18 protein-coding genes and 1 tRNA gene are annotated in these 22,830 nt (G+C 62.5%); 5 read left to right on the top strand and 14 right to left on the bottom strand.

Features of this window, described 5'->3' with window-relative positions; all coding sequences use genetic code 11:
* Window positions 1-28: 28 nt before the first annotated feature.
* The 8 genes from esaR to def all read right to left on the bottom strand — a co-directional run bounded on the left by esaR (window position 29) and on the right by def (window position 8,829).
* Window positions 29-718 carry a response regulator transcription factor EsaR gene (gene esaR / locus BX592_RS14835; protein WP_134192588.1) on the bottom strand — a complete coding sequence of 230 codons (690 nt, stop codon included), beginning with the start codon at window positions 716-718 and terminating at the stop codon, window positions 29-31.
* Window positions 719-3,160, bottom strand: coding sequence for a sensor histidine kinase (locus BX592_RS14830; protein ID WP_134192587.1), 2,442 nt, complete (start codon window positions 3,158-3,160; stop codon window positions 719-721).
* On the bottom strand, window positions 3,150-3,740 hold the full coding sequence (locus tag BX592_RS14825; RefSeq protein WP_134192586.1) for a DUF4390 domain-containing protein: 591 nt from the start codon (window positions 3,738-3,740) through the stop codon (window positions 3,150-3,152). Before BX592_RS14825 ends, BX592_RS14830 begins: the two co-directional genes overlap by 11 nt.
* Window positions 3,737-5,164, bottom strand: coding sequence for a 16S rRNA (cytosine(967)-C(5))-methyltransferase RsmB (gene rsmB, locus BX592_RS14820; protein ID WP_134192585.1), 1,428 nt, complete (start codon window positions 5,162-5,164; stop codon window positions 3,737-3,739). The genes BX592_RS14825 and rsmB overlap by 4 nt, the downstream gene beginning before the upstream one ends.
* A 332-nt stretch (window positions 5,165-5,496) precedes the next feature.
* Window positions 5,497-6,354 (bottom strand): zinc metalloprotease HtpX, encoded by an 858-nt coding sequence (gene htpX, locus BX592_RS14815; RefSeq protein ID WP_134192584.1) that lies wholly within the window; start codon window positions 6,352-6,354, stop codon window positions 5,497-5,499.
* Between the two features lie 98 nt (window positions 6,355-6,452).
* A complete protein-coding gene (locus BX592_RS14810) occupies window positions 6,453-7,106 on the bottom strand; it encodes a LysE family translocator (RefSeq protein ID WP_134192583.1) in 654 nt (217 codons plus the stop codon).
* 144 nt (window positions 7,107-7,250) lie between these two features.
* Window positions 7,251-8,249 carry a methionyl-tRNA formyltransferase gene (gene fmt / locus BX592_RS14805; protein ID WP_134192582.1) on the bottom strand — a complete coding sequence of 333 codons (999 nt, stop codon included), beginning with the start codon at window positions 8,247-8,249 and terminating at the stop codon, window positions 7,251-7,253.
* Between the two features lie 76 nt (window positions 8,250-8,325).
* Window positions 8,326-8,829: a peptide deformylase gene (gene def / locus BX592_RS14800; protein WP_134192581.1), complete on the bottom strand. Its 504-nt coding sequence runs from the start codon at window positions 8,827-8,829 to the stop codon at window positions 8,326-8,328.
* A 296-nt stretch (window positions 8,830-9,125) separates the two neighbouring features.
* On the opposite strand from def, the gene dprA reads away from it, so the two are divergent.
* The 3 genes from dprA (at window position 9,126) to BX592_RS14785 (ending at window position 13,704) form a co-directional block, all read left to right on the top strand.
* Complete coding sequence (dprA, locus tag BX592_RS14795; RefSeq protein WP_134192579.1) at window positions 9,126-10,286, top strand: DNA-processing protein DprA; 1,161 nt, start codon at window positions 9,126-9,128, stop codon at window positions 10,284-10,286.
* Window positions 10,287-10,344: 58 nt separating this feature from the next.
* Window positions 10,345-10,722 carry a thioredoxin family protein gene (locus tag BX592_RS14790; protein ID WP_134192577.1) on the top strand — a complete coding sequence of 126 codons (378 nt, stop codon included), beginning with the start codon at window positions 10,345-10,347 and terminating at the stop codon, window positions 10,720-10,722.
* A gap of 285 nt (window positions 10,723-11,007) precedes the next feature.
* Window positions 11,008-13,704 (top strand): DNA topoisomerase III, encoded by a 2,697-nt coding sequence (locus BX592_RS14785; protein WP_134192575.1) that lies wholly within the window; start codon window positions 11,008-11,010, stop codon window positions 13,702-13,704.
* Window positions 13,705-13,956: 252 nt separating this feature from the next.
* On the opposite strand, the gene BX592_RS14780 is transcribed toward BX592_RS14785, so the two are convergent.
* Window positions 13,957-15,060 (bottom strand): LysR family transcriptional regulator, encoded by a 1,104-nt coding sequence (locus BX592_RS14780; protein ID WP_134192573.1) that lies wholly within the window; start codon window positions 15,058-15,060, stop codon window positions 13,957-13,959.
* Window positions 15,061-15,415: 355 nt separating this feature from the next.
* A complete protein-coding gene (locus tag BX592_RS14775) occupies window positions 15,416-17,284 on the bottom strand; it encodes a phosphoenolpyruvate carboxykinase (GTP) (protein WP_134192571.1) in 1,869 nt (622 codons plus the stop codon).
* A gap of 449 nt (window positions 17,285-17,733) precedes the next feature.
* Between BX592_RS14775 and BX592_RS14770 the strand changes: the two genes are divergently transcribed.
* Window positions 17,734-18,747 carry a D-2-hydroxyacid dehydrogenase family protein gene (locus BX592_RS14770; RefSeq protein ID WP_134192569.1) on the top strand — a complete coding sequence of 338 codons (1,014 nt, stop codon included), beginning with the start codon at window positions 17,734-17,736 and terminating at the stop codon, window positions 18,745-18,747.
* 123 nt (window positions 18,748-18,870) lie between these two features.
* Here BX592_RS14770 and BX592_RS14765 read toward each other — a convergent pair whose 3' ends face one another.
* Both BX592_RS14765 and BX592_RS14760 read right to left on the bottom strand, forming a co-directional pair.
* Window positions 18,871-19,737, bottom strand: coding sequence for a patatin-like phospholipase family protein (locus BX592_RS14765; RefSeq protein ID WP_134192567.1), 867 nt, complete (start codon window positions 19,735-19,737; stop codon window positions 18,871-18,873).
* A gap of 34 nt (window positions 19,738-19,771) precedes the next feature.
* Entirely contained in the window at window positions 19,772-20,176 is a 405-nt protein-coding gene (locus BX592_RS14760; protein WP_134192565.1) for a PaaI family thioesterase, read from the bottom strand.
* 218 nt (window positions 20,177-20,394) lie between these two features.
* On the opposite strand from BX592_RS14760, the gene BX592_RS14755 reads away from it, so the two are divergent.
* Window positions 20,395-20,470: transfer RNA gene (locus tag BX592_RS14755), tRNA-Lys, on the top strand.
* Window positions 20,471-20,522: 52 nt separating this feature from the next.
* Here the strand turns inward: BX592_RS14755 and BX592_RS14750 are convergent.
* Window positions 20,523-21,002 carry a hypothetical protein gene (locus BX592_RS14750; protein WP_134192563.1) on the bottom strand — a complete coding sequence of 160 codons (480 nt, stop codon included), beginning with the start codon at window positions 21,000-21,002 and terminating at the stop codon, window positions 20,523-20,525.
* Between the two features lie 13 nt (window positions 21,003-21,015).
* Entirely contained in the window at window positions 21,016-22,716 is a 1,701-nt protein-coding gene (locus BX592_RS14745) for a hypothetical protein (protein WP_134192561.1), read from the bottom strand.
* Window positions 22,717-22,830 lie beyond the last annotated feature (114 nt).

Raw genomic sequence — 22,830 nt, 5'->3', positions numbered from 1 at the left:
GCTCGTGTGAACCGCGGCGACACAGCGCTCATTCGCTCTTGTTCTTGCCGAGATCCACACCCAGCTGCTTGAGCTTGCGGTACAGGTGCGTGCGCTCGAGCCCGGTCTTTTCAGCGACCCGCGTCATGCTGCCGCCCTCACGCGCGAGGTGATATTCGAAGTACGCGCGCTCGAACGCATCGCGCGCGTCGCGCAACGGAATGTCGAATGAAATCGACGTGGTCTGCGCAGGCAATGTGCCCACGCCCACGTTATCGGCCGCAAGCATCGGCAATGCGGCAGCCGATGCGACCGTCGATGCATTCGCCGGCAACGCCGGCTTTGCCGCTGCACCGCCCGCCGCGGGTGTCGAACTGCCGCGGGCGAGCCCTTGTTCGACGGCCTTCAGCAGCTTCTGCAATGCAATCGGCTTTTCGAGGAAGTTCAGTGCGCCGATCTTCGTCGCTTCGACAGCGGTGTCGATCGTCGCATGGCCCGACATCATGATGACCGGCATCGTCAGTTGCCCTTGCGCCGCCCATTCTTTCAGCAATGTGACGCCATCGGTGTCAGGCATCCAGATGTCGAGCAGCACCAGATCGGGCGCCGCGCGCTGCCGGAATTCGCGCGCGTCCTGCGCGTTTTCCGCGACTTCGACCAGATGCCCTTCGTCGCTGAGGATCTCCGAGAGCAGTTCCCGGATGCCCATTTCATCATCTACCACCAGGATGGTTGCCATTTACGCTGCCCTTGTCTGCACTGTTGCTTTTGTCGTTCCCTGCGACGCGCCGTGGCGCGCCGTCTGCGACCCGGTCGATGCTCCTGCATGAGGTCCATCACCAGGCGCCGCATTGTCTGCGAGTTGAAGAAAAAGAATCGAGATCTGCGCGCCTTCGATCACGTCGCCTGCCCTTAGACGATTGCGGATGTCGATGCGCGCGCCGTGTTCGTCGACGATCTTCTTGACCATCGCCAGTCCCAGCCCAGTACCTTTGGCTTTGGTCGTCACATAAGGTTCGAACGCGCGCGTCAGGATGCGCGCGGGGAAGCCCGGGCCATTGTCCGATATCGTGAGTCGTACCGCGATTCGGGTTTTGCCGTCCGCGTCGGCGTCGCCATATTCTACTGTCCGCGTCTCGAGCGCTACACGCGGATGCTCGACTTCCGACACCGCGTCCTGCGCATTCTGCAGCAGGTTGTGGATCACCTGGCGAAGCTGCGTTGCATCGCCACGGATCACCGGCAAGTCGGCCATTTCGACGCTAATCGCGCTCTTGCCTTCCTCGATGCCGTACAGCGTCAGCACTTCGCTTACGAGTTCATTAAGCTGCAAATTGGACAACACCGCGGGCGGCGTGCGCGCGTAATCGCGGAAATCGTCGACCATCTGCTTCATCGCCGCAACCTGGTTCACGATGGTCGTCGCGCCGCGCTTCAACACGTCTGCGTCGTGCGGTGTGAGCTTGTCGGCGAGTTTCATTTGCAGTCGCTCGGCGGATAGCTGAATGGGCGTCAGCGGGTTCTTGATCTCGTGCGCGAGACGCCGCGCGACTTCGCCCCACGCGATCGAACGCTGCGCGGAGATCACGTCGGAGATATCGTCGAACACGACCACGTAGCCGGACGTTTGCGGATCGTTGGCTTCCCCCCCCGACGTCGTCGCGGATAACAAACGCGCGCCGCGCACGAGCAAGGTCAACGGGTCGGATTCGCCCGGCACCTGGATCGAGAACTGCTGCTGCCAGTGGCCGTCATCGTGCTGGTCATCGCCGCCTGCCGCCTCGCGATCGGCGAAGGCCTTGCGAATCATCGCGCCGAATTCGCTCAGCACGGAGATCCGGTCAAGTGGCGAACCGAGCACCATCTGGAACGGCTGGCGGAAGATACGCTCGGCGCCGCGGTTGGCGGTGGTCAGCCTGAACTGCCGGTCGAACACGAACACGCCGGCGGTCAGGTTCGCCAGAATGCTTTCGAGGTACGTCTTCGAATGTTCGAGCGCGATCCGGTTGTTTTCGACCGCCGCGCGTGCTTCGGACAGCTGCCGCGTCATCGCGTTGAACGACTGCGTCAGGAAGCCGAGTTCGTCGCGCGACTTGATCTCGCGCTTGGGCGTGTAGTCACCTTCGGTCACTTCCTTCGTGCCCTGCGCAAGCAGGAACAGCGGCCGCGCGAGCTGGTTGCCGAGCGCGAGCGCAAGCATCATCGCGATGAAGGTCGCGAGGAACAGCGCGAGCGTCAGCGTGCCGATGTACATCTTGCGCAAACCGGTACGCCCAAGCGCCTTCTCCTGATACTCCCGGTACGCGCGCTGCACCGCATCCGCATTGCGCGCGAGCGACGCCGACACCGGTTGCGTGAGCTGCAGGAAGCGGTCGGCCGGTTGCAGCTGCGATGCATTGGCATCCGGAATACGTTGCACGATGCGCAAACGCAAAACGCCCTTGCTGCCCTGCGCATGCGGGTCGCCATCCACTTCGCCTTCGATCGCCGCGAAACCGCGGCCGCGCGCCTGTTCGATCATCAGCGGCGTCGGCAGATCGCTGGGCACCAGCGAGGCGTAGTTACCCGTTGCCTGCGCAACCACGTGCATTTCAGGCGACGCGCCCGACATGCTGCGCACCGGCTCGACGATGGTCGCGTCCTGCACGCCGAACTGATCGCGCAAGCGCAACAGCGTAAGCGTGGTGCCGGCCGAATCGGCATTCGCAAGCTGCTCGGCCATCAGCCGGCCCTTCGTCTGCAGATCGGACAGCGACGCGTCGAGCATCCCGCGTCCTAGCGCGAGGCCCGACGTCAGCGCCGTCTCGACGTTCACATCGAACCACGATTCGATACTGCGCGACACGAACTGATACGACACGATGTAGATAATGCCGCCCGGCACGACGCCGACCAGCGCGAAGAAGAACGCCAGCTTCGCGAGCAGCCGCGTGCCGAACTTGCCCTTTCGCAAGCGCGAGATGATCACGACGACCAGCACCGCGACGATCACCATGAAGATCAGCGCGACCGCGATATTGGCCGTATAGAGCCACTGGTAATAGCGGTCGAAGAACTCCGTATTTGCGCTCGCCGCTGCAAGCAGCACGAGCAACAGGACGGCCGTGACCGCCACCGTCGACACCAGCAAACGCACGACGATGCTGCTGACACTGGTGGCGCGGCGCACTCTATTTAGCACGATCGCTCACCGTGAAGGTAAAACGCTTCCAGTCGGAAGCAAGATTCCAGTCGCGGTTATTGACCGCGTCGATCTGGAATGGCTTGGGCATCAGTGCGATATCGAGCTGCATACGCACCGATGCGGTGTAGGTCTCCCCCACACGAACCTGGTTGCGGTCGATCACATGCCATGACGTCACGTGCTTGATCACGGAAAGCGCCTCGTTCAGCGAACTGAAACCGAGTTGCAGGCCACCTGTCGATACGCGGTATTCGCGCGTGAGCGGCTGGAACGACAGGCGAATGCTCTGCGACACACTGACCGGCTGCTCGTCGAACCAGTACCAGCGCGGGCGGCTCAGCTCGAAGTCGGTCGTGAAGTAAAGCGGAATGCCTTTATTGACTGCTTCCTCGAGGTTGCTGTTCAGTTCGAACTCGAACCGCGCGTCGAGGCTCCACCCATTGCCGTCCGACTGCAGCGACGCGCGCTGAACCGAGATCGAATCTGCGCGCGCCGGGCCGGCCGCGGTCAAGCAAAGGACCAGCGCCAGCCAGAGCGCGACCGCGAGCCGTAGCGGAAAAAGGCGTTGGGTGATCACCGTTTCTGAAAGCGCGCGTAGAAAAATCCGTCGTGGTCTGGGTTCGAGCCGGTGGTCCCTCCGGCACGAGAACCGGCCGATGTATCGGCGGGCGCGCGAGCGACTGCGGGCAGCAGCTGCCCCGGCGCGTCCAATCGTACCGCATCCTGATGGTTGCTTTCAAACCACAGTGCCTGCATCTCGCCTTCATCGGGCAGGATCGAGCAGGTGACGTACAGCAATTCGCCGCCTGGTTTCACGAGCGGCCACAATGCGGCAAGGATGCGCCGCTGCTCGGCGACGAGCGCGGGGATATCGGCCGCGCGACGCAGCCAGCGAATGTCCGGATGGCGACGCACGATGCCCGATGCGGAACACGGCACATCGGCGAGGATGCGGTCGAACAGCGGTTCGGCTGGGTCGTGCCACGCGGATGGATTGCCCGCGTCGCCGATACGAACATCCGCGTCGAGACCCAGGCGCCGCAGGTTTTCACCGATGCGTTGCGCACGTGAGCGGTCGCTTTCCAGCGCGACGAGATCGAGATCCGCCAGTTCGAGCAGGTGACCGGTCTTGCCGCCGGGCGCCGCGCACGCATCGAGCACGCGCATGCCGTTGCGCACGGCAAGCGATTGCGCGGCGAGTTGCGCGCCGGCGTCCTGCACGGAGACGACGCCATCGCGGAAGCCGGGAATGCGGTCGACGGGCATCGGCGCGTCGAGGCGAACGGCCTGCGAGCCGACCTGGGTCGCGGCAATCTGATGATCGCGCAACGTTTGCAGATAGTCGTCGACGCTTGACCGGCGGATATTCACGCGCAGCGTCAATGGGCCTTGCGTGTTGCCCGCTTCGAGAATGCGCTGCCATGCGTCGGGCCATGCCTGGCGCACCGCTTCGATCCACCAGCGCGGGTAGTTCCAGCGCGCCACTTCGTCACGCTGCGACTCGGCGATCAGCGCATCGCGCTCGCGCAGGAAGTTGCGCAGCACCGCGTTGGTCAAGCCCTTCGCGAATGCAAATTCGCGGCGCGCGCCAACCGCGTCGACGGCCTGGTCGACGACGGTGAACGGCGTGTAGGCGGCGGCGGATTCGTCATCGATCAGCAGCGCGAACGCGCACGCAAGCAGATGCGCGACGTGCGGCGGCGGCGCCTTGTGGATCAGCTTCGCGACTAGCCACTCGGCCAGGCCAAGACGCCGCATTGTCCGGTACGCGATGTCCTGCACCGCGCCGTGTGCCGCGGCTGCGCTGCCTTCGGGCAGCGATGCGAATACCGTAGCGAGCGCCGCGGGCAACGCGGCGCCAAGGCGCACCGAGCCGACCGCCTGGGCCGCGCAATCGAGCGCGAAGCCGAGCGACTCCGGAGCAAGTTGCGGCGTGGCAAGGCGGGATTCGCGAGCGCGCGTCGACGGTGCGGCGGCGCGTGGGGACGGCTTTCGGGTCATGAAAAGGGACAGGGCGGGCACAGGAAGTGCGTGCAATCTAAACGGCACATTGTAGCGTGGCGCGGATATTGGGCAGACCTGCGGCGCTGAGCGTGTGCATGATCAGCAACAGTGCCGGTTGACCGCTGTGGGCGGGTTCCGGTGGTGGTTTCGGGTCGTGCGCGTGGTTGAATTCTAGCTTACCGCTTGCTGACTCACTGCTTTCCGCTTGCCTCTTGCCGGTGACGATAACGCGCGCGTCCCATACAAAAACACAAAACGGGCGAGTCCGCTCAGACTCGCCCGTTTTTCACGCCCGCATCGCAGCGCCGCCGCACTACGCGGATTTGCGCTTAGTCGAATCGCCCCGTCCGCGACATTTCCATCAGGCGCGCAATACGCTCCTCGGTGGATGGATGGGTCGAAAACAGGCTAGCGATACCGCCACCCGACAATGGATTCATGATCATCATCTGTGCGGTGGACGGATGCGCCTCCGCCGTCGGGAACGGAATGCCGCTCGCGTAGCGATGGATCTTGTCGAGCGCCACCGCCAGCGCTTGCGGGTCGCCGGAAATCTGCGCGCCTCCGCGGTCCGCTTCGAATTCACGGGCGCGTGATATTGCCATCTGGATCATCGCGCCCGCAATAGGCGCAAGCAGCGCGACCGCGATACTCGCGATCGGATTCGCAGGCCGGCCATTTTCGTCACGGCCGCCAAAGAACATCGCGAAGTTCGCCAGCGCGGAAATCGCGCCGGCCATCGTCGCTGAGATGGTCGAGATCAGAATGTCGCGGTGCTTCACGTGCGCCAGTTCATGCGCCATGACGCCGCGCATTTCCCGCTCCGAAAGCACGCGCAGAATGCCGGTGGTCGCGGCGACCGCCGCGTGCTCGGGGTTCCGCCCGGTCGCAAACGCGTTGGGCTGATCTTCGTCGATCAGGTAGACGCGCGGCATCGGCAGATTCGCTCGCGTCGCGAGGTCACGCACCATCCGGTAGAACTGCGGCGCGCTGGTTTCGTCCACCTCGTGCGCGTTGTACATGCGCAGAACCATCTTGTCCGAGAACCAATAGGAAAAGAAGTTCATGCCGAGCGCGAGCAGCAACGCGATCATCATCCCGCGTTGCCCGCCGATCATGCCGCCGATCACGATGAAAAGGCCCGTGATCGCGGCCATCAACATCGCGGTTTTAACCCAGTTGAACATATCCAGTACTCCTTGCCCGGAAACCCTGTGTCACGCCGTCAGGAACGGCGAGTGATTGTAAGCTAATTGTTAGATATGGGCATACCGGAAAAATTCAATCAGCGCGCCGCAGTCGCCAGCTTTAGGCCTAGCCCGACGAACGCGCCGCCAACCACGCGGTCGAGCCACTTTTTCACGCCGGGCTTGCCGGAAAAGCGGCGTGTGACGCTACCGGCGACCCATGCGACGAAGCCGTTCCACACGGTGCTCATCAACACGAATACGACGCCGAGTGCGAGAAACGCCAACGCTTTATGGTCGGTGCCGGTGCTCACGAACTGCGGGAAAAACGACACGAAGAACAGCACGACCTTCGGGTTCAGCACGTTGGTCCAGAACCCTTGCAGAAACAGCTGCCGCATCGACTTCTGCGCGCCCGGCATGCGCTGCTGCTGCGCGCTGGCAGTGTCGGACGCGTTGCGCTCAGTTTTAGTAAAGACCAGCCGCACACCGAGGTAAATCAGATAGATCGCGCCAACGAACTTGATCACCGTGAATGCGGTGGCCGATGCGGCGAGCACAGCGGTCAGGCCAAATGCACACGCAAGCGAATGCACGCAGCAGCCGGCGGAAATACCCAGCGCGGACATCAGCCCCGCGGAGCGCCCTTGCGCGACGCTGCGACCGACGATGTACGCGGTATCGGGACCCGGCGTGACATTCAGCAGAAAGACGGCGACGAGAAAAAATCCGAAGTGGGTAATGCCGAACATGAAGGTCTCGAAAGTGGATGCATTTGCATCGACGATTCTAACGCGCGGCAAAGCGACCAAGGGAGTCGGCCGAACGGACGATGGCAATCGCGTTCGCCGGCTGTTATTGTTTGCCGCGCTACGTGCCTGGCGGTTCGCCCGGATTCACCGCGCTGGGCTTGGCTGTTTGCCTGGTTGCTCAAAGCGCTGGCCGACCGCGAGCGTCGAACCGGCCAGAAATTCGGGCGCGGGTAAGCGCTTGCCGCCTGGCTTTTGCAGTTGCGTCACGCGCAGCGCACCGTCGCCGCACGCGACGACCACGCCATCCGCGCTGACGTCGATGATCGTGCCAGGCTGCGCGGCGCGCGATGCCGGAACCGCACTTGCGGACCAGATCTTCAGCTGCGTGCCGTCGAGTGTCGCCGCGCCACCCGGGAACGGATCGAACGCGCGCACCTGGCGCGCGAGTTCGACGGCTGCACGCCGCCAATCGAGTACCGCTTCCTGCTTGCCGATCTTTTCCGCGTAGGTCGTGGCGTCTGCCGGCTGTGGCGTAGAAGGCAGCCTGCCATCGCGCTCGAGCGTCGCCAGCGCGTCGACAATCAGGTGCGCGCCTGCCGCGGCAAGCCGGTCATGCAAGGTCGCGGTGGTGTCGTCCTCGCGAATCGGCGTGCGCGTGTCGACGATCATCGGGCCCGTGTCGAGGCCCGCGTCCATCTGCATCAGCGTGATGCCGGTTTCCGTATCGCCGGCTTCGATTGCGCGGTGGATCGGCGCGGCGCCGCGCCAGCGCGGCAAAAGCGAAGCGTGAATATTGATGCAGCCGCGCGGCGGGATGTCGAGCACTTCCTGCGGCAACAACAGCCCGTAGGCCGCAACCACCATCACGTCGTGCGGTGTCGCGCGCAGCAGATCGATCGCCGCCGCGGCTTCAGCGGGGAACTTGCCATTACGGCGCAGCGACGGCGGCTGCGCAACCGCGAGGCCATGCTCCTGCGCGTACCGCTTGACCGGGCTCGCCTGCAGTTTCATGCCGCGTCCGGCAGGCCGGTCGGGTTGCGTCAGCACGAGCGGCACCGCAAACCCCGCCTGATGAATCGCGGCCAGTGCGGCCGCCGCGAACTCGGGCGTGCCGGCAAAAATAACGCGCAACGAATGACTCATGAGCAGAAACGTCTAGTGCGAAGCGACAAAAACCGTGATGAAGCAACGGCAAAACTAACAACGCTCATCCAGCACGTCACATCGCGTGCGCGAGCTTCTTCATCTTGCTCTTGATGCGTGTTTGCTTCAGCGACGACAGATATTCGACGAACACGCGCCCCATCAGGTGATCCATCTCGTGCTGGATGCAAACAGCAAGCAGATCTTCGCAGTCGACCTCGTAGGTCTCGCCCTTTTCGTTGAGCGCGCGTACGCGCACTTTTTCGGCACGCTCGACGTTGTCGTAGATACCCGGCACCGACAGGCAGCCTTCCTCGGAGACCTTCTTCTCGTTGCTCGACCAGATGATTTCCGGGTTGATGAACACGCGCAGTTCGTCGTGGGTATCCGACACGTCGATCACGATCACGCGCTCGTGCACGTCGACCTGCGTGGCCGCGAGGCCAACGCCGGGCGCCGCATACATCGTTTCGGCCATGTCGGCGACCAGCTTGCGGATGCGGTCGTCGACCGCCGCGACCGGCTTCGCAACCTTGTGCAAGCGCTTGTCCGGGTAATTGAGGATGTTCAGTAAAGCCATGGTCATCAGGTTCAGTGAAGCGCGCCGCCACGGACGCGAAAGTCGCGCAATTGGCCGTTCGGCCAGCTTGTCAGCCTGGCGGCATGCGCACAGGATAGATAGCGACAGAAGCCTTTCGATTCAACGTACGAAGGGCACGAGAGGCACGCGAGAGGGACGCATTGCGGCCCGAATCGACGGGTTCATGCGCGAACCCGCAGCGTCACCGTGTGTTTTAGGTCGACATTCATTTCGGATCATGAAAATTTTAGCATGGCGACCGCTCGCGGGTGCCGCGCTGGAGGTTTGACGTTTCAATGCAATCCATAGCGAAAACCGATCGGGAAGTCGCCGCATGGCTGCGGCTGACGATGGCGCCCGGCCTGAAACCCGCCGCACTGCGCATGTTGCTCAATCACTTTGGCCTGCCCGACGCGGTACTCGATCAACCGTTCGAATCGCTTGCGCTCGTGACGGGCGAAGCATCCGCCCGCGCGATACTCGGCACGCCCGGCGCGGATTTCGCGATGCAGCTTGACGCGGTGCTCGCGTGGCGCGACACGCCGGGCAACACCTTGCTCACGCTCGACGACCCGGCTTATCCGCCAATGCTGCTGACGATGTCCGATCCGCCGCCGTTGCTATATGTAAAAGGATGCCTTGCGCCACTGCACGCGTGCAGCGTCGCGGTGGTCGGCAGCCGCAACGCGACGCCGCAAGGCGCGGAAGACGCGCAGCGATTTTCCCGCGTGTTTTCCGAGGCGGGCGTGGTCGTCGTTTCAGGACTCGCGCTCGGCATCGATGCGGCCGCGCATCGCGGCGCGCTGGCTGGCCGGGCCGGGACGATCGCCGTCGTCGGAACGGGCGCCGATATCGTCTATCCGTCTACGCACCACGGACTGGCGCGGGACATTGCCGCGACCGGTGCGATTCTGTCCGAATGGCCGCTTGGCACGCCCGCGCGTCCCGCGCACTTCCCGCAGCGCAATCGCCTGATCGCGGGGCTGGTCAATGGCGTACTGATCGTCGAGGCGGCAATGCGGTCCGGTTCGCTGATCACCGCGCGGCTGGCAAATGAAATGGGGCGGGATGTCTTCGCGCTGCCCGGCTCGATTCACGCCCCGCTGTCGCGCGGGTGCCACCGCATGATCAAGCAGGGCGCAAAGCTTATCGAAACGCCAGAGGACGTCCTCGAGGAGCTGGGCGCACCGGCGTTACCGCCGTCCGATAAAACCGTCATAGCCGGCACCCAGCTACCGCTGTTGTCGCAGAACGACGCAGCCCCTGGCGCATTGCCGCCCGACGCCCAACGGCTGCTCGACGCGCTCGGCCATGCGCCCGCGACGCTTGAAATCCTCGCCGCACGCACCGAAATGGACACAACGGCGCTCCAGGGCGCGCTGCTGCAGCTCGAACTATCGGGCCACCTGACCGCGCTGCACGGGGGTCGCTACGTCCGCGCCGGTCACCGCCGGTGACGCGCCGTGCTACATTCGCGCCAAATCGCTTACGAAAAACGAGTCTCAAGGAATTTCCATGCCCGCGCTGAATCTCGACACCGACCCGGACCGAATTGCAGAGCGCGTCAACGATCGCGACACGCTATTCGTTGCGTGTCTGTGCGCACAGTGGTGCGGAACCTGTCGGGAATACCAGCAGGCATTCGACGCAATCGCAGACCGGCATCCGGAAATCTGTTTTGCATGGATCGACATCGAAACGCACGCGGATCGCTTCGACGACCTTGACGTGGAGAATTTCCCGACCATTCTGATCGAAGATGCAGTGACAACCCGCTTCTTCGGCACCGTGCTGCCGCAACCGGGGATTGTCGAACGCATGCTGGTCGATTTGACTGCGCTGCCGGGCGTGACCGGTGCGCCGAAACTAAGGCCGGCGCTCGCAGCGGTGTGACATTTATCCAACGTGTCGGCGAGTTCGCCGACACTGTTGACCGGCATGCGAATTGCGAAATAATCCGGAGCCGGTTGTGCCACGCTTGCTGAATGCACGGGCACGCAATTAAGATGGGCCGCTTTTCCGCGTCGGTTGCCGCTACGGCGGCATGTGCTATAAAGCGGTCGTTAATAGGTACGTAACCCAGGTACAGCACTCAGGTGCGCAACCGGAAAGCGAACGAGCGTCAGGTAAGGACGCGATCCGCGCCGGTGACACCCGAAATCACCACTCACAAAAGTCATGTCCAAAGCACTGATCATCGCCGAAAAGCCTTCCGTCGCGAACGACATCGCGCGCGCTTTGGGCGGCTTTACCAAGCATGACGAGTATTTCGAGAGTGACGACTACGTCGTCTCGTCGGCGGTCGGCCATCTGGTCGAAATCGCCGCACCCGAGGAATTCGAAGTGAAGCGGGGCAAATGGAGCTTCGCTAATCTGCCAGTCATTCCGCCGCATTTCGACCTCAACCCGATCGCAAAAAGCGAGTCGCGGCTCAAAGTTCTGACGAAACTGCTCAAGCGCAAGGACATCGACCAGCTGATCAACGCATGTGACGCGGGACGCGAAGGCGAGCTGATTTTCCGCCTGATCACGCAGTACGCGAAAGCGAAGCAGCCGGTGCAGCGCCTGTGGCTGCAATCGATGACACCCGCCGCGATCCGCGATGGCTTTGCGCATCTGCGCAGCGACCACGACATGCAGCCGCTCGCCGACGCCGCGCGCTGCCGCTCGGAAGCCGACTGGCTGGTCGGCATCAACGGCACGCGCGCGATGACCGCGTTCAACAGCAAGGGCGGCGGCTTCTTCCTGACCACGGTCGGCCGGGTGCAAACGCCGACGTTGTCGATTGTCGTCGAGCGCGAAGAGAAAATTCGCCGCTTCGTGCCGCGCGATTACTGGGAAGTGAAGGCGGAGTTCGTCTGCGCGTCCGGTTTCTATGAAGGCCGCTGGTACGACCCGAAGTTCAAGCGCGACGAGTTCGATCCGGAAAAGCGCGATTCGCGGCTGTGGAGTCTGCCGGCGGCGGAAACGATCGTCGCCGCGTGTCGCGGACAAATCGGCACCGTCAGTGAGGAATCGAAACCGTCGACGCAGCTTTCGCCGGCCTTGTTCGACCTGACCAGCCTGCAGCGCGAGGCCAACGGCCGCTTCGGCTTTTCGGCGAAGAACACGCTCGGGCTCGCGCAGGCGCTGTACGAACGACACAAGGTGCTGACCTACCCGCGTACCGATGCGCGCGCGCTGCCCGAAGACTATCTGGAGACGGTCAAGAGCACGCTCGACATGCTCAAGGAGAGCAACAACTATCTGCCGTTCGCAAAGCAGGTGCTCGACAAGGGCTGGGTGAAGCCGAACAAGCGCATCTTCGACAATTCGAAGATCAGCGATCACTTCGCAATCATCCCGACGCTGCAAGCGCCGAAGTCGCTGTCGGAACCGGAGCAGAAGTTGTACGACCTCGTCGTCAAGCGCTTCCTCGCGGTGTTCTTCCCGGCCGCCGAATACAAGGTCACGACGCGTATCACCGAGGTGGTCGGCCATCACTTCAAGACCGAAGGCAAGGTGCTGGTTGAGCCGGGCTGGTTGCAGGTGTACGGCCGCGAATCGACTGGCGAAGATGCGAACCTTGTCCCGGTGCAGAAGGACGAAAAGGTAAAAACCGACAAGATCGCCGCGCAGCAACTCGTGACGAAGCCGCCGGCTCGTTACAACGAAGCGACGCTGCTGTCGGCGATGGAAGGCGCGGGCAAGCTCGTCGAAGATGACGAGTTGCGCGAGGCAATGGCCGCGAAGGGTTTGGGCACGCCGGCTACGCGAGCCGCGATCATCGAAGGTCTGCTCGGCGAAAAGTATCTGGTCCGCGAAGGCCGCGAGCTGATTCCGACCGCGAAGGCATTCCAGTTGATGACGCTGCTGCGCGGGCTCGATGTGAAGGAACTGACCGCGCCCGAGCTGACCGGCGAATGGGAATACAAGCTGTCGCAGATGGAACGCGGCAATCTGCCCCGCGACGCGTTCATGCAGGAAATTGCCCGCATGACGCAAACCATCGTCAAGCGCGCGAAGGAATACGACTCCGACACGATTCCGGGCGACTACGCGACGCTCGAAACGCCATGCCCGAATTGCGGCGGTCAGGTGAAAGAGAACTACCGGCGCTTTGCCTGTACGAAGTGCGAATTTTCGATCTCGAAGATTCCCGGCGGCCGGCAATTCGAAATTCCGGAAGTCGAAGAATTACTACAGAAGAAGGAAATCGGGCCGCTGTCGGGATTCCGCAGCAAGATGGGCCGCCCGTTCTCCGCCATTCTGAAGCTTTCGTTCGATGACGAGATCAAGAACTACAAGCTCGAGTTCGACTTCGGTCAGGACCAGGGCGGCGAAGACGGCGAAGCACCGGACTTCTCGGCTCAGGAGCCGGTTGGGGCCTGTCCGAAGTGTCACGCACGCGTGTACGAGCACGGGATGAGCTATGTGTGCGAGAACTCGGTCGCGAATCCGAAAACCTGCGACTTCCGTTCCGGCAAGGTGATCCTGCAGCAGGAAATCGCGCGCGAGCAGATGGCGAAGCTGCTCGAAGCAGGCCGCACCGACCTGCTGACCAACTTCAAGTCGTCGCGTACCGGCCGGAACTTCAAGGCGTTCCTCGTCAAACAGAGCGACGGCAAGATCGGCTTCGAGTTTGAGAAGAAGGAACCCTCGGCGAAGGCTGCCGCGAAATCGGCTGGCGGCAAGGCGGCCGCCGCGCGAGGCAGTGCAGCCGAAGCCGCGAACGACGAGGCCGCGGACACCGATGTGCTGACTGCGGAAAAACCGCCGGCAAAGACGGCGTCGAAGGGTACGGCGGTCAAGGCAGCGGCGGCGAAAAAGGCCCCGGCGAAGAAAACTGCGACCAAGCCGGCAACGAAATCGACCGCGCGGAAGACGGGATCGTAACAGCGCGGCCACAGAGGTCACCGCGGGACGGGTACCGGTGGTGCCCTCGACGCGATCGGTCCACGTGAACGCGCGAGCGTGTTTGCGGCGCGTACCGTGCAGACATTCTTCTGCACTCGCGCAAAAAAGCGCAGCCGGCAATCCGGCTGCGCTTTTTGTTTCCTACGAATTCCCTACAAAACCCATGCCCGCCGGGTGCGACAACATGTCGCACCACCCACCGCCGCCTCGCTTTGCAGCGGCGAGCAGGCCTTATCGCACCAGCCGTGACGGCAACGGACCTCGGCGATGATGCACGCCCGGCGGCTGCTTCTTCGGCGCCAGCTCACTATCGAGCAGAGCGGACAGCGGCTCGGCACCGTCAAATGCCTCCGGGGGGACGACCGTCGCTCCCGCGTCATGCATCGACGATAGCGGCACCGGCTCCAGCCCGTCCTTGATCCACTGCTCGCCGAGCAGGCTGTTCGGCGTCTGGCTGAAGTGCTCGACGAGATGATCAATAAACGTCCGCACCTTCGCCGGCAGGTGACGCCGGCTCGGATAAGCGATGTTGATCTCGACCTGCGGCAACCGATAGTCGCTGAGCAGCCGCACGAGCTTGCCGCGCGTCGTATCGCGGCCAATCAGATAGCTCGGCAGAATCGCGATGCCCATACCGAGCAGCGCGAACTGGCGCAGCATTTCGGTATTGTTCGCGACGATCACGTTAGTCGGCCGCACGCGCACCTCGCCGTCCGGGCCGGTGAACACGCGCTCATCGCCCCAGTACTCGGACGGCAGCGATAGACACGGATGCTCGAGCAGTTGCTCCGGACGCGTCGGAATGCCGTGCTTTTCCAGGTACGCAGGCGTCGCGCAAACCGTCATGCAGCCGGTGGTCAGGCGCCGCGTCACGATGCTCGCACTACGCAGATTCCGCGCAATCACGACACCGACGTCGAAACCCTCTTCGACCAGGTCGACCTGACGGTCGACCAGTGTCACATCCGGAATGACTTTCGGGTAGCGTTCCGCATAGGATTGCAGCACCGGCGCGAGATTGTGCAGACCGAACACGACCGGCGCGACAATGCGTAGCGTGCCAACCGGCTCGTGATTCCGCGCAACGACCATCTGCTCGACGTCTTCCAGCTCATCCAGAATCTGGCGCGCACGCTCCAGATAGACCTGGCCGGACTCGGTCAGCGACAGGCTGCGGGTCGTGCGGTTCAGCAACCGGGTGCCTAGACGGCCTTCGAGATCCGCGACGTGACGGGTGGCGACTGCGTTCGAAATATCCATCGCGCTAGCCGCGCGGGCGAAACTGCCGAGATCCGCCACTCTGACGAATACTCTCATCGACTGCAAATGATCCATTGACGACTCTCCTGCTGTGTTGCCGCTTCCATCCGAAGGTGAGGCCGGAAGCACATTTGGAATTCTCCTACGACTAGGGAAAACGTGCAGAAGTTGCCCAAGTTCGAGCATTTTTCATGAAAATTTGCACCATCTTATTCGTAAGCGGAATGCAGGGTGGTCAATTGTTCCACAAACCGAAACAATGTGCTGCGATGCAGCCAAACCTGCTGTATACAGGTGAACAGCGGCAGCGGCCAGTTTGTTCCACGGAAGCAAAAAGAAAACAAACGAGGCCGGTACGCGCAAAAAGAGAAGCCGCCCGCAGGCGGCTTTATTGACTGACATGCACTCGAAAGGATCGAAGGCCGGCACGCTAGGCGGCGAGCTTGCGTTCGAGCGCGGAGCGGGCGTCCTTCAACGCCGCGGGCAAGCCGTGTTGCAGTGTGTCAAACAGATCGGCGTGCAGCGCGAGCTCGGCCTTCCACGCGTCGGCGTCGACCGAGATCACCTGTTCGAACTGTTCGCGGGTGAAATCGAGCCCGCTCCAGTCCAGATCCTCGTATCGCGGTGACACGCCGAACGCATGTTCGACTCCATCGGCACTTCCATCGATGCGCCCGACCATCCACTGCAGCACGCGCATGTTTTCCCCGAAGCCCGGCCACACGAATTTGCCGTCCGGCCCCTTGCGGAACCAGTTCACGCAGAAAATCTTCGGCATCGGCGTATTCATCTTCGCGAGGCGCGCACCGGTCTTCAGCCAGTGGCCGAAGTAGTCGCTCATGTTGTAGCCGCAGAACGGCAGCATCGCGAACGGATCGCGCCGCACGACGCCTTGCTGTCCGGCTGCCGCCGCCGTCGTCTCGGAACCCATCGTCGCGGCCATGTAGACGCCCTCGACCCAGTCCCGGGCTTCCGTGACGAGCGGCACCGTCGTCGAACGACGGCCGCCGAAGACAAACGCGTCGATCGGCACACCGGCCGGATTCTCCCAATCCGCATCGACCGACGGGCACTGCGCAGCCGGCGCGGTGAATCGGGCATTCGGGTGTGCCGCCTTGCGGCCGGTTTCCTTCGCGATGGCCGGCGTCCAGTCGTTGCCCCGCCAGTCGATCAGATGCGCGGGCGGCGTGTCGGTCATCCCTTCCCACCAGACGTCGCCGTCGTCGGTCAGCGCAACGTTCGTGAAAATGACGTTCTCCTTGAGCGTCGCCATTGCGTTGAAGTTGGTTTTCTCGCTGGTGCCCGGTGCGACGCCGAAATAGCCGGCTTCCGGATTGATTGCATACAGGCGCCCGTCGCGGCCCGGTTTGATCCATGCGATGTCATCGCCGATGGTGGAGATCTTCCAGCCACCGAGTCCTTCCGGTGGGATCAGCATCGCGAAGTTAGTCTTGCCGCACGCCGACGGGAACGCCGCCGCGACATAGTGCTTGCGTCCTTGCGGCGAGGTCACGCCGAGAATCAGCATATGTTCGGCGAGCCAGCCTTCGTCGCGGCCCATCGTCGATGCGATGCGCAATGCAAAACATTTCTTGCCGAGCAATGCATTGCCGCCGTAACCGGAGCCGTAGCTCCAGATCTCGCGCGTTTCGGGGAAGTGGACGATGTACTTCGTATCGTTACAAGGCCAGCGCACATCCTGTTCGCCTTGCGCGAGCGGCTTGCCGACCGAGTGCACGCACGGCACGAACTCGCCGTCCGTGCCGAGCACGTCGTACACCTCGCGTCCCATGCGCGTCATGATGCGCATGTTGGTGACCACATACGGGCTATCGCTCAGCTCGACACCGATGTGCGCAATCGGCGAACCGAGCGGTCCCATCGAAAACGGCACCACGTACATCGTGCGGCCGCGCATCGCGCCATCGAACAGGCCATCGAGCGTCGTGCGCATGTCGGCGGGCTCGATCCAGTTGTTGGTGGGGCCCGCGTCTTCGCGACGCTTCGAACAGATGAATGTGCGATCTTCGACACGCGCGACATCCGACGGATCGGACCAGGCGAGATACGAGTTCGGCCGCTTCGATTCATCGAGCTTGCGCAGCATGCCCGCTTTGACCATCTGCGCGCACAGCCGGTCGTATTCCTGCTGCGAGCCATCGCACCACACGACGCGCGAGGGCTTCGTCAACGCAGCGATGCGCTGCACCCAATCAATCAGTTTTCGGTTCTTGACCCACGCGGGCGCTTGCACGTCGATATCGGTGAGCGGGTCTGCCTTGAACGCGGGATGATTCATCGAGCTGTCTCCGTTTTAAGAAAAGTAATTGAAAACGGTACAAGCCCAGCGACACCGCATTTCACCGTGTCCGATCACGTGCGCAATATCGGCGCGTAAGCAGCGCAGGGAGAGCGCCGCGCGCGCGACATGCGACTCGCAGGTCGCAAAGGGCCGTCAGCCTGTTGCATCGCGCGTGATCAACCGTTGATCGCCGCTTGCTACGCCGCTGTGAAACGGTGTGTAAAGCGGCTTGCGCGGACATGCAACAAACTGTTAAAAACGAGGTCAGTTGTGTTTTTCCGTCGTGTGCTGCGCCAATGCGGGCGAACCCTGTGTGTTCCGGCGAAGGCGGCACCAGTACGGTAAAGCATCTATCAAGCCCGGCGTGTTCTCTACATCACATGTGGGACACGCAAGCCCCGGTTTACGTTCCGCACCCCGATGGTGCGCCGCAAAACACTCACGCCATGAAGATTGCCATCCTCGACGATTACCAGGACGCTGTCCGCAAACTCGAATGTTTCCAATTGCTCGCGGACCACGATGTGAAGGTCTTCAACAACACGGTGCGTGGCCTCGGCCAGCTCGCGAGCCGTCTCGCGGAAGTCGACGCGCTCGTGCTGATTCGTGAGCGCACGCGCATCAATTCGCAGCTGCTCGACAAGCTGCCGAATCTGCGCATGATCAGCCAGACCGGCAAGGTGTCGAATCATATCGACGTCGATGCGTGTACCGAGCGTGGCATCGCGGTGCTCGAGGGCGTCGGTTCGCCGATCGCGCCGGCCGAACTGACATGGGCGCTGATCATGGCTGCGCAGCGGCGCATTCCGCAGTACGTCGCGAATCTGAAGCAGGGTGCATGGCAGCAATCCGGCCTGAAGACATCGGCGATGCCGCCGAACTTTGGCTTAGGGCAAGTGCTGCGCGGCCAGACGCTCGGCATCTGGGGCTACGGAAAAATCGGGCGGCTGGTCGCCGGTTACGGCAAGGCGTTCGGCATGAACGTGCTGGTGTGGGGCCGCGAGCATACGCGCGACGCAGCGAAGGCGGATGGCTACAACGTCGCGGAAAGCCGCGAAGCGCTATTCGAGCAGAGCGATGTGCTGTCGCTGCATCTGCGTCTGCATGACGACACGCGCGGCATCGTCAAGCAGGAAGATCTGATGCGAATGAAGCCGACGTCGCTGCTCGTCAATACGAGCCGCTCGGAACTGCTCGAAGAAAACGCGCTGGTCGGCGCGCTTGCGCACAACAGGCCGGGGATGGTCGCGATCGACGTCTACGAAAGCGAGCCGATTCTGCAGGGCTATAGCCTGCTGCGGATGGAGAACGTGATCTGCTCGCCGCACATCGGCTATGTTGAGCGCGAAAGCTATGAGCTGTACTTCAGCGCGGCGTTCAAGAACATTCTGGCGTTCGATCAGGGCGACACGTCGAGTGTCGCGAATCCGGAAGCGTTGCAGCTGGTGCGGCGCAAGTAAGTGACGCGCGAAGCCTGAATTAGCACGCGCTATACGCGCAATTGCCGCTCTCGCTCGCGAGCTGATAGGCGAGCGAGCAAGCATGCGTGTGTTTGCGCGGCGTTGCGTATCGCGCGCACAAAGTCAATCGTGTGCTGCCGCTGCGAACAATTCGGGCATGCGTCGCAGAAACTGCTCGCCATCCGCGCGTCCGAGGTTGTACGCGTGCTGCATCTGCGACGGGCTCGTGTAATCCCAGCTTGAAATCGGCACCTTGCGCGACGGTTGCACATAGAGGCGTCGCTGGTTGCCGTGCGGCACGACGAACATTTGCGGCCGCGGATACAGACGCGTGACCATCACGAGCACATCGCCGGGCGTGGCATCGAGCGCGCCGACCGGCACGTTGTCGACCATTCCGCCATCGAGCACCGGACGGCCATTGCGCCGCAAAACCGGCGTGAACGGCGGCGTGCACGACGATTGCAGAATCAGGTCAGCCAGATCTTCGACTGTCGCGCAGTCTTGCACGCGCACGAACTCCGGATGAAACCCGAGCGTTTGACCGAGCGTCGGATGGAGGGTCTTGCGCAGGTATTTTTCGATGTTGTACGCGATGAGTCCGGCTGCGACCGCGCTGCGCGCACCGAGCCAGCGCGGCAGATGCGATACGCCGACGCGAATCTCAGGCGCTTGCGCGAGTGTGCCGAACCGGTCGCCATAGATGTCGAGCAGCGCTTGCCGATAGATGCGGTAGTGAGGGAACACCGACTCGCCACGCAGCAGATTCCCCCAGTACGCGTTTTTCGTGTTGTTGCGCAGCGCGTGCTCGTAGTAGCGCATTACCCATTCGGCGTCGCGCGTGTACAGCATGCACGCGGTGGCCGCGCCTGCGGAAATGCCCGCGATCACACGCGGACGAAGGTTCAGTTCAGGTTGAACGATGTCCCAGAATCCGGCTTGCCACCAACAGCGGTTGCCGCCGCCTGCGAATACGACTTGATCGAACATCGGTTTGATTGTGCGTGGTGATGAGTGCGTGATTTCAATCGAGCAACGCGTAGGTCGTCGTTGCGTGGACCGCTATTTTGCCGTCTTCGTCGACGAGTTCGACTTCACCGAACGCGAGATTGCGACCGAGCCTGAGCACCCGCGCGGTGACCAGCACATCGCCTTTGCGAACGGCGCGCATGAAGCTGATGTTGAGCGACACGGTGGTCATCGGCTTGAAGCCGCCGAGCGCGGCTGAAATGGCGACGACCATCGCGGTATCGGCGGCCGCCATGAAAACCTGTCCGCAGATCACGCCGCCGCTGTGACGCAATTCGCCGGAGAACGGCAAGCGCAGCGTCGCGCTTTCGTCATCGGCCTTTACCGGAGAGAGGCCGAGTGAACGCACCCATGGCGCGAGCACGCGGTTGAGCAAGTCCTGAACTGCGCTTTCGTCCATCTTTCGTCCTTGTTCGGGCACTCGAGATATGCATTGCGTGTGTCGCGGCGCGAGTGGCAAATGATACCGGGACGATTCCGGGCGCGCGTTTTTAAGGGCTGAGCCCGCTTTGGGCGGGGTTTGGGGGCGTAGAGGGTGCGATTCGCGATTTTTTTGCGTCGGCGCGTAAATCGGGCTAGGCAAGGGCAGAAAAATCCTGCATAATTTTGGTCTTCGTTGGGGCGTTAGCTCAGTTGGTAGAGCAGCGGACTCTTAATCCGTAGGTCGAGTGTTCGAGTCACTCACGCCCCACCAGTGAATTCAAGCGAAAAGCCCGGTCCTTGTGACCGGGCTTTTTGCTTCCTGGCTAGCGCACCGTCTCCCGCGCAGGCATTTCGATCACCCGCTGCCCGCCCGGCGTCAGCACGCTACTCGCTGCCCGAGGCTTTTGCGCGGGGGACCCGATCGTCACCGGAATCGATAGCGCGTCGCTGCCGCGGCTCGTCTTGACGAATACATTCAGGAAATAAGCGCCAATCGAGTTTGCCTGCACAACGACCGTATCGTGCACAAAGCCGTTGCTGTCCGGAACCAGTTGCTTGCGTGCCGGGCTCTTCAGCATCAGGCTGTCCTCCGTCGTATAAGAGACCTCGACGGCACCGCTCGAAGGCGATGCAATGTAGTCGACCTGCACGTCGATCGGCGCGCCTGGCGCTCCCCGCACGGACGGCGCCACCCGCACCTCGACACCCGCGTAGCCCTTGCCGGAACTCGACATCGCGTCAGCCGAAGCCGGTTGCACAGAAAGCATCATCACAATGCCCAGCATAAATGTAATCCGTTTCATCGAATGCTCCTTATCACTGGCTGACGGCCTGCATCGACACGCCGACACATTGAGGTGCGGCGCCGGGCGTACCCGCTTCGTCGAGATTTGCGCTCAGCGCGACATCGGCAACGTAGTCGCCCGCGGCGGGAAATTCCGTGACCCGCCGGCCTTTCGCGCCCAGCAGATCAGGTAATTCGTTGCCATAAGCGAAGACCCGCGTTCCCACATCGCTCATATCGACGCCAGGTGGCGGCGTCACGGCAATCTCATACTTGCCCGCGGTCGGCACCGTGATCCGCAAATGGCCATAGTTGCCAAGCTTGTTTCCCACGCCCAGTTGCGTTGTCGTACACGACGTGGCGCTTGCGCCCGGCTTGATCGGCACATAAACAGGAAAGATCGCGGGGTTTATCAAAGCGGGATCATAGAAGCGAGTTTGTGTGCCCCATGCATCCAGTTGGGGGCCGGCTTGCACGCGCATGTCATCAAGGAGCGCGTCGAGCTTCGCCTTACCCGCATCGCTCAGTCCGGCACGCAGGGCCGTCGCAAACGAAAACACGCTGGTCAGCGCGGGTGTGCGCTTTTGGCCGTCAATCATGGTCTGGTAAATCGCGTGGAAGCCGATATCGGGCGACACATAGAGCGAATACAGGAAACGCCCCACCGCCGATTCGTCGAACCAGCCCGGCGTCGCGCCTTTCTCAAGCTCGTCGAGTTTCATCACAAGCCCTGCACCGGCCTGTAGCGGCCCTTGCGTGTCGGCATAGTCGGGCGTGTCACGAACCATCGACGAAAATGCATTGCCCCATGCCTCGCCGAACGCAACACGCATATCGAGCGCGTTCCCAATGCTGTGCAAACCGCCTACGCTGTCTGAGCGCGACACGTTCGCTTCCAGATAATGGCCGTACTCGTGAACGATCACGCTCGCGTCGTACTCGTCGGTGTCGACGTTTTGCGCGCCCAGGAGGTAGATACCTTTTTTCGCGGCATCAGGCATGTAGTGGCTCGTTTGGATCAATCCATCCGCAACGTCCCCTTGAGCCGGCCGGTTTCTCGGGCTCCAGAACACATCGAGAGCCGGCAGCTTCACCGCCGGCGCGGCTCGATGCAGCTTTTGCGACGCGGTCACAATCTGATCGAGGATCGCGAAAGGCGCGGCCGCGCGCACGGCCCCGTAGCCGCTGCCCGTCCATCCGGAACCGGCATTCATGTCGATTTGCGTGCCGCCGGCCTTCGTCAGGATCACACTGCCGCGCATTGCGTAAAGCGGAGCGGAAGCCGGTGACGTTTTGAATTCAGGCGCCGTGTTGTCCCGCACGCGGACCAGATAATCGGGCGTGTCGGCCGGCCCGTCGGAAACCTGCGACATCACGCGAATATAGACACGCACGCCGGCCGGCAGATCGATCGCATAAGCGCCCGCGTCATCGGTCATGCCGGTGCCGATCACCGATTTGCCATCTTCTGAAACCACTTCGACTCGTGCACGGCGCACCGCGCGTTTCTCCGTCTTGGCGTAATCGAGACGAGCGGAGCGCACGCCTTCGGCCGTGGTGCCGAAGGCGGTCGGCACGTAGTCGTAGGTCACCTTGCCGGACACGCTGGCGCGTTTTTCCGGAACCGGATTGCTGCCGCTGCCGCCGGTACCGGCAGTGCCGCTGCCACTGCCACTGCTGCCGGTACTGGCGGTGCCGCTGTCACCGCCACCGCCACATCCGGCAAGCAGCACGATGGACAGCGCTGAGACGCTTATTCCAATAACGCTTCGTGATCCATATCGATACTTTCCGCGTCGAACCATTGTCCCCTCACCGTTGCTCGATAAGGGCGCGATGCTATCGTT

This window comes from Paraburkholderia rhizosphaerae, assembly GCF_004366595.1.
GTDB classification, from domain to species: Bacteria; Pseudomonadota; Gammaproteobacteria; order Burkholderiales; family Burkholderiaceae; genus Paraburkholderia; species Paraburkholderia rhizosphaerae.
The sequence above is the reverse complement of the archived record's forward strand: the minus strand, read 5'-3'. Positions and strand labels throughout refer to the sequence as shown.